General features: G+C 42.1%; 11 protein-coding genes. 6 read left to right on the top strand and 5 right to left on the bottom strand.

Going from position 1 to position 14,931, the window contains the following annotated elements:
• Nucleotides 1-38 precede the first annotated feature (38 nt).
• The 6 genes from AK823_RS04570 to AK823_RS04545 all read left to right on the top strand — a co-directional run bounded on the left by AK823_RS04570 (nt 39) and on the right by AK823_RS04545 (nt 4,731).
• Complete coding sequence (locus tag AK823_RS04570; RefSeq protein WP_068326652.1) at nt 39-929, top strand: RnfABCDGE type electron transport complex subunit B; 891 nt, start codon at nt 39-41, stop codon at nt 927-929.
• Between the two features lie 87 nt (nt 930-1,016).
• Complete coding sequence (gene nth, locus AK823_RS04565) at nt 1,017-1,712, top strand: endonuclease III (RefSeq protein WP_068034961.1); 696 nt, start codon at nt 1,017-1,019, stop codon at nt 1,710-1,712.
• Between the two features lie 81 nt (nt 1,713-1,793).
• Nucleotides 1,794-2,390, top strand: coding sequence for a DJ-1/PfpI family protein (locus AK823_RS04560; RefSeq protein WP_068326649.1), 597 nt, complete (start codon nt 1,794-1,796; stop codon nt 2,388-2,390).
• A 144-nt stretch (nt 2,391-2,534) separates the two neighbouring features.
• Complete coding sequence (gene metK, locus AK823_RS04555) at nt 2,535-3,701, top strand: methionine adenosyltransferase (protein ID WP_068034959.1); 1,167 nt, start codon at nt 2,535-2,537, stop codon at nt 3,699-3,701.
• A 94-nt stretch (nt 3,702-3,795) separates the two neighbouring features.
• Nucleotides 3,796-4,113 carry a DUF3144 domain-containing protein gene (locus AK823_RS04550; RefSeq protein WP_149031886.1) on the top strand — a complete coding sequence of 106 codons (318 nt, stop codon included), beginning with the start codon at nt 3,796-3,798 and terminating at the stop codon, nt 4,111-4,113.
• 276 nt (nt 4,114-4,389) lie between these two features.
• Entirely contained in the window at nt 4,390-4,731 is a 342-nt protein-coding gene (locus tag AK823_RS04545; RefSeq protein ID WP_068034957.1) for a hypothetical protein, read from the top strand.
• A gap of 125 nt (nt 4,732-4,856) precedes the next feature.
• On the opposite strand, the gene AK823_RS04540 is transcribed toward AK823_RS04545, so the two are convergent.
• The 5 genes from AK823_RS04540 to clpB all read right to left on the bottom strand — a co-directional run bounded on the left by AK823_RS04540 (nt 4,857) and on the right by clpB (nt 14,650).
• On the bottom strand, nt 4,857-6,515 hold the full coding sequence (locus AK823_RS04540) for a BCCT family transporter (RefSeq protein ID WP_068034956.1): 1,659 nt from the start codon (nt 6,513-6,515) through the stop codon (nt 4,857-4,859).
• Nucleotides 6,516-6,763: 248 nt separating this feature from the next.
• Entirely contained in the window at nt 6,764-8,392 is a 1,629-nt protein-coding gene (locus AK823_RS04535) for a BCCT family transporter (RefSeq protein ID WP_068326643.1), read from the bottom strand.
• 297 nt (nt 8,393-8,689) lie between these two features.
• Nucleotides 8,690-10,339, bottom strand: a complete 1,650-nt coding sequence (locus tag AK823_RS04530) for a BCCT family transporter (protein ID WP_068326640.1) — start codon at nt 10,337-10,339, stop codon at nt 8,690-8,692.
• A 315-nt stretch (nt 10,340-10,654) separates the two neighbouring features.
• On the bottom strand, nt 10,655-11,890 hold the full coding sequence (locus tag AK823_RS04525; RefSeq protein ID WP_203226575.1) for a PQQ-dependent sugar dehydrogenase: 1,236 nt from the start codon (nt 11,888-11,890) through the stop codon (nt 10,655-10,657).
• A 162-nt stretch (nt 11,891-12,052) separates the two neighbouring features.
• Nucleotides 12,053-14,650: an ATP-dependent chaperone ClpB gene (clpB, locus tag AK823_RS04520; protein WP_068326636.1), complete on the bottom strand. Its 2,598-nt coding sequence runs from the start codon at nt 14,648-14,650 to the stop codon at nt 12,053-12,055.
• Nucleotides 14,651-14,931: the final 281 nt, after the last annotated feature.

The raw sequence follows: 14,931 nt of genomic DNA, 5'->3' as shown, positions 1-14,931 counted from the left end.
CTCCAATTTTTTAAGCCAGTTTTAAGGCCATGAATTAAATGCCCAGTAATGTCCATTCCCTTACCCATGCCCGTTTAACGAATCTGCCTATACTATTTGATACGTTAACCTTAGAGACGCAATCTGCTGATATACAACAGCGGATTGCATATGTCGATTCGTGCCTGCCTCAGACTCAATGTGGTCTCTGCGAGCATCCAGATGGTTGTTTACCCTACGCCACTGCTATCGTTGTAGACGGTGAGCCGTATAATAAGTGTGTGCCTGGTGGTCAACCTGTCAGTGATGCGATTGCCCTTATTTTGAGCGCAGATAATGTCACTTTAGATAATGTTTTCTCAGAAAGTATAGCATCCAGTAATGATCATGGAGGGCTGATTGCCGTACCATCAAAGTGGTCGATAGACCCTGTGACCGAACGTCCGCATGAAGTACGTGCTATTATTCAGGAAGATGATTGTATTGGTTGCACAAAATGTATCCCAGCCTGCCCAGTCGATGCCATCGTCGGTACGGGCAAGCATATGCATACGATTTTTACCGACCTATGTACAGGTTGTGAGCTATGCATTGCGCCTTGCCCTGTTGATTGCATTGATCTTGTTCCTATTGAGCGTGAATTGTCAGCCGCTGAGCGCGTTCAAGAGCAAAACGAGCTACGCCAACGTTATCATACTCACCTTAGACGCGTCACCGAACAGCTTTCAGATAGCAGCAATAGCAGACCTGTCGTGAGTATGGTAGAAGCCAAGCTCAATAATGCCAGTGCCCAAACTATTGATATCAATGAGCAGCAAGCAAAAGATACTATTGCTGCCGCCAAACTACGTAGTAAAATTAAAAAGCTAGAAAAACGGCTAAGCGTCCGTCCTAATCCAGAAAAAAGTGCTGAATTAGCCGCATTACAAGCACAACTGTCTCAGATATAGTTTTAGAGAGTGCTTCACTGTTTGATTCAATCTAACTCAATATCTGCTCTCACTAACATCAACAGCTGAAATGATTACCTGAATACCATGAGTAAAACTGTTAAACATAAAACTGCCAATACGCCACCATCAAGACGCATGCCCAATCGTGACGTGCGACCGTTCTTTGAAAAGCTGGCTGCTACTATTGACGAGCCTGTCACTGAATTAAACTATAGTAGTAACTTTGAGCTGCTTATTGCAGTAATACTCTCGGCACAAGCGACTGATGTGAGCGTCAACATTGCCACTCAGCAGCTGTATCCAGTCGCGAACACCCCTGAGGCTATATTGGCATTAGGTGAAGAAGGGCTGAAATCCTATATCAAAAATATTGGCTTATATAATGCCAAAGCCAAAAATGTAATCAAAACCTGTCGCGACTTAATAGAAAAGTTTGATAGCATCGTACCCGATAACCGTAAAGACTTAGAGTCGCTCGCTGGGGTCGGACGCAAAACCGCTAATGTGGTCTTGAACACTGCCTTTGGACAACCAACAATGGCTGTTGATACGCATATCTTCCGTGTAGGCAATCGCACGGGGCTGGCCACTGGTAAGAACGTATTAATAGTAGAAAAAAATTTGGTCGAGCGTATTCCAGAAGATCTCTTAGTTGACGCTCATCACTATCTAATTTTGCATGGGCGCTATACTTGTCAAGCGCGCACCCCCAAATGCGGTGCCTGTCCAGTCTATGAAGAATGCATGTTTAAAGATAAAGCAGCGTTTGTAGAGATTTAAAAATTCTATACAGTTAGCACGACCTTTTATAGCTACCTTAATAGCTATCTGATTATAGCTGTCTCAACTTGAGGAAAAATAATGCAAACGCTCACTGCCCTAGTATTTGATAATTTTGAGACGCTAGACCTGTTTGGACCAATAGAGATGTTCGGCTGCCTACCTGAGCATTATAGTATCCAATTTGCTTCTATAGCAGGTGGTATTATTCATAATCATCATGGTGTCGCGTTGCAAACTGTTGCAGTAGCAGAGTTAGAGCATCAAACTAATATTTTATTAATTGTCGGTGGTAAAGGTACGCGTCAAGTAATCGAGGACAGCCAGTTTTTGCAGACTCTTACCAAACTCTCTGATAACGCTGACTGGGTGCTCAGCGTCTGTACTGGCAGTGCGTTATTAGCCAAGGCTAATATCTTGGATGGTAAGCGCGCAACTTCTAATAAGCTTTCTTGGCAATGGGTTATTGAGCAATCAGACAAAGTTAATTGGGTACAGCAAGCACGCTGGGTAGTAGACAGCAAGTTCTATACTTCCTCAGGCGTCAGTGCTGGAATGGATATGACGCTTGGTTTTATTGCTGATAGACATGATATTGCTACTGTGCGACAAATCGCTAACTATACAGAGTATCGCTGGCAAGAAGATAGCCAGCTTGATGATTTCTACGATTGTTAGCAACAATAGCTGACACTAGAGTTTTAACTCGATTCACGGTAAAATGTGCTAATTTTTTGATTCACTTTTGCCTCTTATTTTCCGTTAACATTCAATTATGACTGATTTTATTAATAACAGTCCTTGCAATTAAGCGATCCAACTATGCGTGAATACAACTTATTTACATCTGAATCCGTGAGCGAAGGCCATCCTGATAAAATGGCTGACCAAATCTCAGACGCTATCCTTGATGCCATCTTACGTGAAGACCTACAAGCACGTGTAGCGTGTGAAACGCTGGTTAAAACTGGTGCAGTCATACTAGCAGGCGAAGTGACAACTACTGCTAACATCGACGTAGAACGCATTGTACGTGATACAGTCAACGGTATCGGCTATCATCATTCAGATCTCGGCTTTGATGGCGAGACTTGCGCGGTTATTAATATGCTTGGCAAACAATCACCTGAGATTGCTCAAGGCGTTGATCGCAGTAGTCCAGAAGAGCAAGGCGCTGGTGACCAAGGCTTGATGTTTGGCTATGCTAGTAATGAAACAGAAGTCTTGATGCCTGCCCCTATCGAGTTTGCACATCGTCTTATGGAGCGCCAGTCTGAGCTGCGCCGTGCAGGCGATCTACCTTGGTTACGTCCAGATGCCAAAGCGCAAGTGACACTAAGATATGATGGCAATCGTCCAACTGCGATTGATGCAGTGGTGCTCTCTACTCAACATGATCCCAGTATCTCGCAGAAAGATCTGCAAGAAGCGATTATGGAATCTATCATTAAAGAAGTACTGCCAGCCGATCTGTTACATGCTGGTACTCGCTACCACATCAACCCAACTGGCAAGTTTGTCATTGGTGGTCCCGTTGGTGATGCAGGCTTAACCGGACGTAAAATCATTGTCGACACTTACGGCGGTATGGCTCGTCATGGTGGCGGCGCATTCAGTGGTAAAGATCCCTCAAAAGTTGACCGTAGCGCTGCTTACGCGGTACGTTATGTCGCCAAAAACATCGTCGCAGCTGGATTGGCTGAGCGCTGTGAAGTGCAAGTTAGCTACGCAATTGGGGTCGCTGAACCAACCTCTATTTCGGTCAATACTTTTGGTACGAGTAAAATCAGCTCTGAAGAAATCATTCGCCTGATTCGCACTCATTTTGACCTGCGTCCTTATGGCATTACGCAAATGCTCAACTTACTCCAGCCTATGTATCAACGAACGGCGACCTTTGGACACTTTGGTCGCGAAGGTTCTGAAACTGCCTTTACTTGGGAAAAAACAGACAAAGCTGAGATTTTAAAAGCAGATGCAGGTCTATAAATCTATATTCAAATACACTCAATAGGAGTAGCTTATGTCTCAAGACAATATCGATAACAATGTTAACGCTAACGTAAACGACAATGCTGAAGCAATGGCTGAAATCACCCCTGAAATGCAGGCGTTTTATCAGCGTGCCGATGCTATCATTGGTATCGCGAATAGCCAATTAGGTCCTGATGCTCATTCAGGGCAAGTCGGTGCTTCACTACTTTATGCTGCAGCTCGTTATAGCGCTTCGGTTGCCTCTATTGGCTTCATAAAGGGTGATGACTTTGCAAAAGAAAAAGACGATATCGTAGAGTTTTACGTTAAGCAGTACCGTCAGATGCTGAGTGACAATTTAACCGATTATGCACAGAACTTCGATAAATATGTTCAGCTTAATCAAGATGATAAACCGGCTAAATAAGTGCTTTATTATTCAGTCTTAAAACAAAACCTCAGCCTATTCATAGACTGGGGTTTTTTATTGGCTATCTTTTTAGCAGATGACTGACTACAATTAGATTGATATTAAAAGAAGTTCAAGCTCTTCGAGCTTAGGCTATCATTAACTTACAAAAGCAGATATAGCAGAAGAGTCTGCTACGCAACCGATTATTAGCTCATTCCCTACAATAGGACGTTATAGTTTTCATAAATTGCGACCTTCATAAATCGTGACTCTAATAGATAAGGACATCTTATGTTTAACAATAATTTTTGGACATCTTGGCGTTCATGCTTGTCGTTACTAGGAATATCCGTAGCAATGACGTTAGCAGGCTGTAGTAATATACCGAGTGGTACCGAGCCTGATACCACTCCGATTCACACACCAGCCACTAATCAACCAGCACCCAGTGATAATTTGTTTACTAAGTGCCCGCCTCACAATCCAGAGCAAAACATGTGTACTATGCAATATGACCCTGTTTGCGTTACTACTAAAGTTGGTTCGGTAGTGAGTTATCGTACGGCGGGTAATGCCTGCTCAGCCTGTGGCACCACTGCAGCAATAGGTTATGTACCAGGCAAATGTATCTAATCTTTCAATAGCTCGAACCAAAAACATTTAATATCCTAATAATAAAAAACCCCAACTTGATATCAGTTGGGGTTTTTATCAATATTGCTTTTTAAAGATATTCTGTCTATTTACTTACTAGGTTTTTACTTGTTAGGTTTTACAACGATATCAGGCGGACCCTCTAACAGATCCTCATCGCGGAACTCGTTTGCTGAGTTATGCTCTGCTGACTCTTCAGTCGTAAACCATTGCTGCTGACGATAAAGGATCAAGTGATCTCGACTCAAACCCCGTAATAGAGAATACATCATCACTAGTATCACAACAGCGAAGGGAAAGCCCGACACAATAGAAGCTGCCTGCAATGCCCCTAACCCGCCTGCTGCTAATAGTACTGCAGCAATGACGCCTTCAGTTCCTGCCCAGAATAGACGCTGAATCTTTGGTGGATCAGTATCACCACCTGAGGTCAGCATATCAATAACAAAACTAGCAGAATCTGATGAGGTGACGAACCAAAGCACAATCATCAGCACAATCAGCAAGTTGAATACGGTCGTTAATGGATAAGACTCCATCAGCTTAAAGATAGCACTACCCGTATCTGCTCTAACAGCTTCAACCAACCCAGGACTTGCCATATTTGGATCAGCTGCAGCCATGAGTTCCATATGTACAGCTGATCCACCAAAAGCAGTAAACCATAAGAATAAAATAGTAATAGGGATTAATAACACCCCTAACGTGAACTCACGAATGGTACGACCACGAGAGATACGGGCCACGAATACCCCAACGAATGGTGACCAGCTAATCCACCATGCCCAATAGAAAATAGTCCACGATGACTGCCAGTTTTCTTGACCTTCATAAGACTCTGTCCACGTACCTAAAGGAATCACTTGATGTAGATAATTACCAATGTTTTCTACAAAGCTATTAAAAATAAACTGCGTAGGGCCCAAAATAATCACAAAGCTCAATAGCACAATAGTCAAAAAGATATTGATATCGCTTAAGCGCTTGATACCTTTATCTAGTCCCATAAACAAGGACAATCCTGCCAGCACAGTGATAAATGCAATCAAGATAATCTGCACGGTAATATTGTTAGGGATACCGAATACACTCTCAAGACCAGAGTTAATCTGTAACACCCCAAGACCTAAGGTGGTCACCACCCCAAACATCGTACCAAATACCGCTAGCGTATCGACCGTATGACCCCAACCACCGTATATCTTTTTACCTAATATGGGATATAGCGTTGAGCGAATAGCTAGTGGCAAACCACGGCGATAGTGAAAGTAGGCCAAAGCCAAAGCGACCATGCCATACAGTGCCCACACATGGAAACCATAATGCAAGAATGAGATGTTCATCGCAAGCTTAGCAGATGCGACAGTCTCTCCCTCACCAAGTGGCGGTGCCATATAGTGATAAAGCGGCTCAGCCGTTCCCCAGTACAACAGTCCGATACCGATACCGGCGGAGAACAGCATACCAATCCAAGAAAGCAATTTATATTCAGGTTTTTCTGTCTGATGACCAAGCCTGATATCGCCGTAACGACTAAATATCATATAGATACTCATCATCACGGTGGCATTAATAACCACAATAAAGAACCAGCCAAAGCGCAAAGAAACAAATTCTTTTGCTTGGCCAAATACTATTTCTGCTTGTTCATTAAAAAAAGCGCCAAAGATAATAAACAAGGTAATCAAAATTACCGAGGTTAAAAAAACCGGTTTACTTACCCGTGGAAAAGGGCCCACTCTGCCAACTTTGACATGATCCATAGAGCTTCCTAGAGACAAAATAGCGTCACAATATCAAGATATCAATCAATTATCAAATATAAAGTCGTTATGCTTAACTCTAATATAAGAAACGAACCTAAAAATTTTGGGACTATTTTTTGTTTATAAGTACTTCTTTGGAATAGCTTTTTTACGTTCGTTACTTTATTAACTATCTTAATAAGTAAAACCCCAGTCTACGAAGAGACTGGGGGTTCGTTTATCAACCATAGATTTAACGCTGTTTTTTAGTCACCTTTGGCAACTTCAGGGGGGCCTTCTAAAAACTCTTCATCAGTGAATTCATTGGCCGTATTGTGCTGAACTGACTCATCAGTGATAAATCGTTGTTCTGCTCGATACAGTATCAGCTCATCACGACTAAACCCTCGCAACATAGCGTATAGCATGACGAAGACAACGATAGCGAATGGAAATCCAGCGACGATAGCTGCCGCCTGTAGAGCACCTAAGCCACCAGCCGCCAACAAGATAGCTGCAACCAAACCCTGCAGAATAGCCCAAAATAAACGCTGAATTTTAGGTGGGTTGGTTTCACCGCCAGACGTCAACATATCGATGACAAAACTGGCTGAATCTGATGAAGTCACAAACCACAGTACAATCATAATGACAATCAACATCGTAGTGGCTTTGGTCAATGGATAGAACTCCATCAACTTAAAGATAGCACTACCATAATCATTCTGTACTACTTCGATAAATCCAGGATTACCAATTAATTCCATATTTACTGCCACACCACCAAAGGTCGTGAACCAGAAAAACAGAATAATCATAGGTACAAATAAAACACCTAGCAAAAATTCACGGATAGTACGACCACGGCTAATGCGGGCGATGAATACACCTACAAATGGTGACCAACTGACCCACCATGCCCAGTAAAATATCGTCCATGATGACTGCCAATCACCTTTGCTATAAGCCTCACTCCAAAAACCAAGCTGGACAAGGTTTTGTAGATAGTTACCAGTATTTTCTACCAAACTATCCATGATGTATTGAGTAGGACCCATGATAAAGGCAAAGCCCAACAACACAAATGTCAAAATAATATTAGTATCACTTAAGCGCTTGATACCTTTATCTAAACCCATCATTAATGAGCCACACGCAAGCATAGTAATCAAAGCGATTAAGATAACTTGCATCGTTACTGTATTAGGCAGTCCAAACAACCCTTCTAATCCAGAGTTAATCTGCAACACGCCAAAACCTAACGTGGTCACCACACCAAACATCGTACCAAATACTGCCAACGTATCAACAGTATGTCCCCATTTGCCATAAATCTTCTGACCTAATATCGGATATAGGCTAGAACGAATAGCGAGAGGTAAGCCACGGCGAAAATGAAAATAGGCTAATGACAATGCAACCACAGCATAAATTGCCCAAGCGTGTATCCCATAATGTAAAAAGGAGATATTCATCGCTTGTTTGGCAGCTTCTACTGTTTCCGCTTCACCCAGTGGCGGTGACATAAAGTGATAAACAGGCTCAGCTGTACCCCAATACATAATGCCAATACCAATACCGGCTGAAAACAACATGCCAATCCAAGAGGGCAAACTGTATTGCGGCGTTTCGGTTTGATGACCTAAACGGATATCACCATATTTACTAAATATTAAATACAAACATAAAAATACGGCAACGTTCATCAGTATGACAAATAGCCAGCCAAAACGTTGGGTAATAAAAGTCTGCATGGTACTAAATAGAGTGCTTGCCAGCTCTTGAAACAAAGCACCAAATATAATAAAACCTAAGATCAGTACTGCTGAAGCAATAAATACAGGTTTGTTTACTCGTGGAAAAGGCCCTAAACGGCCAATTTTGAGTTCGCTCATTATGCTTTCCAAAATCTAAGGGGTTGCTACCATAACAAGATGTTACCCAATTATCAATTTAATGGGATTTTATTGTAAAAAAAGTTTGCAATAAAAAAGGAGTTATTGATTTAAGTTATAGTTTATTTTTTGCTTAAGTAACGTATTGATTTTAAATATGAATGATTAAAAAGCTACCTTCAGAGTACATATATCGCTAAGCCTTTATCATTACAAACTCGCTCTCAAAAAAAGCCCAACTCATACAGAGTTGGGCTTTCTTATAGAACTTAATCACTAGAACTTAAACACTAAAAATTAGTCACCTTTTACAATTTTAGGTGGTCCCTTTAGCAGTTTTTCATCAATAAATTCATTGGCTGAGTTATGATCCGCAGATTCATCAGTAATAAATTGTTGTTGAGCGCGATAAAGTATCAAACGATCTCGACCCAGACCACGTAAAAGTGCATACATCATTACAAATATCACTAAGGCAAACGGTAGTCCTGCCACAATAGCTGCTGCTTGCAGTGCACCTAATCCACCTGCTGCTAATAATATAGCCGCAATCAGACCTTCCATCGTTGCCCAAAATAAACGCTGAATCTTTGGTGGATTGGTATCACCACCAGCCGTCAACATATCGATAACAAAGCTTGCGGAGTCTGATGAGGTCACAAACCAAAGTACAATCATAATGACGATCAACAAAGTAATAGGTTTGGTAAGTGGATAGTACTCGACCAATTTAAAGATTGCGCTACCAGTATCTGCTTGTACGGCTTCGACCAATCCTGGGCTAACCAAGGCTGGATCAAGAGCTGCCAACAGCTCCATATGAATAGCAACACCACCGAAGGCAGTAAACCAGAAGAATAAAATGGTCATTGGGATTAATAGCACACCCAATACAAACTCACGGATGGTACGACCACGGCTAATACGGGCAATAAATACACCTACAAATGGCGCCCAACTTACCCACCATGCCCAATAGAAAATTGTCCATGACGACTGCCAATCGGTATTACTGTAAGCCTCACCCCAAAAACCTAATGGAATGACAGACATTAGATAGTTACCAATATTTTCAATGAAACTATCAAAAATAAATAGTGTTGGACCTAAAATCACTATAAAGGCTAACAGCACACCAGTAAGGCCCATATTGATATCACTTAAGCGCTTGATACCTTTATCAAGACCCAACATAAGAGATACGCAGGCTAATGCAGTCACAAAGGCAATAATGAGAAACTGCACAGGTAAGCTGTTTGGTATGCCAAACAAACCCTCAAGGCCTGAGTTGATCTGCATAACTCCCAAACCTAGCGAAGTTACGACACCAAACATCGTACCAAATACCGCCAAAATATCGACAGTATGTCCCCAACCGCCATAAATCCTTTGACCCAATAATGGATATAGTGTTGAGCGAATGGATAGAGGCAGACCACGGCGAAAATGAAAATAAGCTAAGGAGAGCGCTACGATGGTATAAATTGCCCAAGCATGCAATCCCCAATGTACAAATGAGATATTCATCGCTTGTTTGGCGGCTTCTACTGTTTCTGCTTCACCCATTGGTGGTGCCATGAAGTGGTACAAGGGCTCCGCTGTGCCCCAGTATACCAGCCCAATACCAATACCAGCTGAGAACAACATACCTATCCAAGAGACAAGACTATATTGTGGTCGCTCTGTCTGTTTACCTAAACGAATGTCACCGTAGCGACTCGCTGCTAGATAGATACAAAAGACTAATGCCACGTTCATTAATATAATGAACAGCCAGCCAAACTTATCAGCAATAAAACTTTGTAAAAAACTAAAAAGTGCGGATGCAGTTTCAGTAAAAAAAGCACCAAAAATAATGAAACCAACAATTAAAACACCTGAGGTAATAAAAACAGGCTTATTAACCCTTGGGAATGGACCCAATCTTTCTACTTTTACTTCGTTCATGGGTTAAAATCTCGTAATCTAAGGAATGTCACCTTAACAAACTAATCCTTAATTATCAATTAATTACAAAATAAAACTCAATAAAAATACTTCCGTTATCTCTGTGTTTAACTACTACTAAGTTTGTCTTAATGCCAATGTATCATTAGATAAACCACTCGCTCTAATCCAAATTGATTTAAAAAAACCAATATTTTTACTCAATATTTTTAATAGTCAAATGTTGAAAAACCTCACATTTCGTACAAATGTGAGGTTGAGGTATAGAATAATTAGTCAGCTCATCTATCAATGCTGTCTAATGCAATCACCCGATTAAGGTAGCAATTTTAGCAACTTACCATTATCACCATCTTCTAGTAGCCATACTTCTCCATCTACTGCCAGCACGCTACGAATACGCTCACCCATATCATAACGGTAACGTTCATGAGCTGCGTCATTCTCATCCAAACTTACCACTATCAATGCTTTGGATGATAGACCACTGATAAGTGCACTGCTTTGCCATGCTGGAAAATCGTTTTGAGTACCAGAAGAATATATACTCATAGACGACGGTGATATCACTGGTGTCCAAGTGATTTTAGGCGCTTCAAATTCATGACGAGTATTATGATCAGGAATATCAGTGCCTGAATAGTTACGCCCATTAGAGACGATAGGCCAACCATAATTGCTACCTTTTTTAATCAGGTTAAATTCATCACCGCCTTTTGGACCCATCTCGTGCGCCCAGAGTCTACCACTATCATCAAACGTCATACCGAGTACGTTACGATGACCTATCGTCCAAAACTGCGAGGCGATATCGTTAGCATTGCCTACAAATGGATTGTCTTTTGGTACAGAGCCATCAGCGTTTAGCCGTATTATCTTGCCCAAATTGACCGTCATATCTTGTGCAGGGTCTTTTTTCTGACGTTCACCTGAGCTGATATATAAGTACTGTCCATCAGGAGAGAATAGTAAACGATGGCTATAATGGCCTTGACCTTTAACTTTTGGCGTTTGCTGCCAAATTGGCGTAATATCTTGCAAGCTTGGCGCATCAGTATCTAATCCTGCAAGTTTGGCTTTGATAACCTTAGCCCCAAATTGATTGCTATCTGCGCCACTTCCTGCTTCAACGTAGCTAAGATATACCATGTTGGTAGTAGCAAAGTCTGGCGCAAGAATTAAATCACCGAGTCCCCCCTGCCCACCATAAGCGACCTTGGGTACATCGTTTACTTTTGTCTTGTTCCCTGTTGCGGTATCGACAATAAACAGCTCACCTGCTTTTTGAGTCACTAGTAGTTTACGTGACTCATTATCGCTTTTAGGTAGCGCTGTCATCGCCCATGGCTCATCAAAGCTGGTTAGAGTCTTAGTCGTGAATTCAGGTTCGTCGCCATCGGCTTTTACCTCGGTAGCAGAGCTGTCGGACGCTTCTGATTGCACAGTGGCTGTGTCATTATTCACTGTAGATGGATTAGAGCAAGCAGAGGCGCTAAATAATAGCGCTATTATGGTCAAAGGTACTTTTATAAGCTTAGTATTCGTTATCATAATATTATTCCTTTAAGTCCGCTTTCCTCTAATATAACAAGCATAACGCACGCTCTGGTACAGATTATGTTTTTGTATAGAAAAACCCCTTACCTGCTATTGCAAATAAGGGGTTGGTTTATTGCCAAACTAATATTCTAATATAGGATCATTTTGACTTTATTAGCTCATTCTAAGCTTATCGAAAGTCAGCTTATCATCTAGGCCAACATCGACTTTAATGATGTCACCCGCGACAAAGTCACCTGCCAGCAATTTCAATGATAGCGGGTTTTCAATCTCTTGTTGGATAGCACGCTTGAGCGGACGCGCACCGTATACAGGATCATAACCAACTGCGACCAGCTGACTCATTGCTTCATCAGATAGCGTAATGTCTAGCTCACGCTCTTGCAAGCGATGGCGCAGACGCTCTAGCTGAATATCAGCAATACCGGCCATTTGTTCTTGACCCAGCGCATGGAACACTACAATCTCATCAATACGGTTCACAAACTCAGGACGGAAATGCTCGCCAACTGAATCCATCACTGCCGCTTTGATGTCTTTGTAATCGTCGCCAACCATTTCTTGGATTTTATGTGAACCCAAGTTACTGGTCATAATGATAACGGTATTCTTAAAGTCTACTACGCGACCTTGCGAGTCAGTCAAGCGCCCATCGTCCAATACTTGCAACAAGATATTGAACACATCAGGGTGCGCTTTTTCTACCTCATCGAACAGCACGACACTATAAGGCTTGCGGCGTACCGCTTCTGTCAATGTACCACCCTCTTCGTAGCCGACATAACCAGGAGGCGCACCTACCAAGCGACTGACACTGTGCTTTTCCATGAACTCACTCATGTCGATACGCACCATCGCATCTTCACTATCAAACAAGAAGTTTGCCAAAGATTTGGTCAGCTCAGTCTTACCTACGCCTGTTGGCCCTAGAAATAAGAACGAGCCAGAAGGACGATTCGGGTCAGATAAGCCTGCACGACTACGGCGCACCGCATTGGCAACCGACTCAACTGCTTCATCTTGACCAATGACGCGTTCGTGGAGCTTGTCTTCCATCGCCAGCATCTTATCGCGTTCACCTTGCATCATTTTACTGACAGGAATCCCTGTGGCTGCCGCAACGACTTCTGCAACCTCATTGTCAGTTACTTTATTCCGCAATAATTTGACGGATATTGGCTCGCCTGCTTGCTCCTTTTGCTCAGCCAAATCAATCTCGGCAATTTGTTTTTCAAGTTCGGGTATCACACCATATTGTAATCGAGACATTTCTGCATAATCGCCATCACGCGAGGCTTTTTCTAGCTGAATACGTGCTTTATCCAAGTTTTCTTTATGTTGTTTACTACCTTCAACTAAAGCCTTTTCAGCCTGCCAAATCTCATTGAGGTCAGCAGACTCTTTTTCAACTTCTTCAATCTGTGTATCTAGTATTTTGAGCTCTGCTTTCGCACCCGCATCTTCTTCGTTTTTCAACACTTCGCGCTGCATTTTTAACTGAATCAGACGGCTATCGAGCTTACCTAATGCCTCAGGCTTACTGTCCATCTCCATCCGCAGACGACTGGCTGCTTCGTCAATGAGATCAATCGCCTTATCCGGCAGTTTACGATCAGTAATATAGCGATGACTCATACGCGCAGCCGCAATGATAGCGCTATCTTGAATAACGACCCCATGATGCAGCTCATAACGGTCTTTGAGACCACGCAGAATAGCAATAGTATCTTCAACTGTCGGCTCATCGACCAAGACTTTTTGGAAACGACGCTCAAGCGCCGCATCCTTTTCGATATACTGACGATACTCATCCAAAGTAGTGGCACCGACGCAATGTAGCTCACCACGTGCCAGCGCAGGTTTTAACATGTTACCTGCATCCATCGCACCTTCCGATTTACCCGCCCCAACCATGGTATGCAGCTCATCAATGAATAAGATGACATTACCTTCTTGCTTGGCTAAATCACTAAGCACACTTTTGAGACGCTCTTCAAACTCGCCACGGAATTTTGCACCGGCAATCAATGCACCTAAATCTAGCGATAGCACTTCTTTGCGGCGTAGACCTTCTGGTACATCACCGTTGATAATTTTTTGCGCCAAGCCTTCGACAATAGCAGTCTTACCAACACCTGGCTCACCAATTAGTACTGGGTTATTCTTAGTACGACGTGACAGTACCTGAATGGTACGGCGAATCTCTTCATCACGGCCAATGACTGGATCAAGCTTACCGAGTTCTGCTTGCTCAGTTAAGTTAATCGTATACTTATTCAGTGCATCACGCTGATCTTCAGCGTTTTGATTGTCTACCTTCTCATTACCACGTAGCTGCTCGATTACTACTTTTAACTTAGCAGCAGTCACTCCTGCACTTTCAAATATTTTTTTAGTCTCGCCTTGTTCAGCCAGTGCCAATATAACCCATTCTGTTGCAATAAAATCATCACCAGCTTTTTGCGCTTGGCGATCGGCCAAATTTAGAATTTTAACTGCGTTTGGATTTAGATTTACATCACCGGTAGGTTCAGCAATCTTAGCTTGATTGTCCAATGCCTTCGCCACGCCATTCTTTAATGCTGGAATAGATGCACCTGCTTGCTGACAGATAGACAAGTTAGACTCATCCTGTAATAAAACTGCCAGTAAATGCACCGGATCAATCCCAGTATTATCACGACCTAGTGCTAGACTTTGCGCCTCTTGAATGGCGGCCTGTAGCTTCTGCGTAAATTTTTCAAACCTCATATTCTCACCTTTTATAATTAGTATTTATCAATAGTCTTTGTAGTGGATTTATAGTGTAACCCTTTTGTTCAACTGTTATATATATGCGGTATGTTGAATTGTATTTCAACTAAAAAGTATACCGTGTCAATAATAGATAATGACTTTCTGGTATATACATAAGACAGACTGATTACAACCTCTGCAAAGATTAAACCTTACCACTAGTATTGATATTAATATTGACTATTAATTGGTATTTTTAGAATATATTTCAAGTGCAAAATCTCAAGACAAAAGAC

The organism is Psychrobacter sp. P2G3 (genome assembly GCF_001593285.1).
In the GTDB taxonomy this organism is placed as follows: domain Bacteria; phylum Pseudomonadota; class Gammaproteobacteria; order Pseudomonadales; family Moraxellaceae; genus Psychrobacter.
Note: the sequence above shows the minus strand (reverse complement) of the source record. Positions and strands in the feature narration are given on the sequence as shown.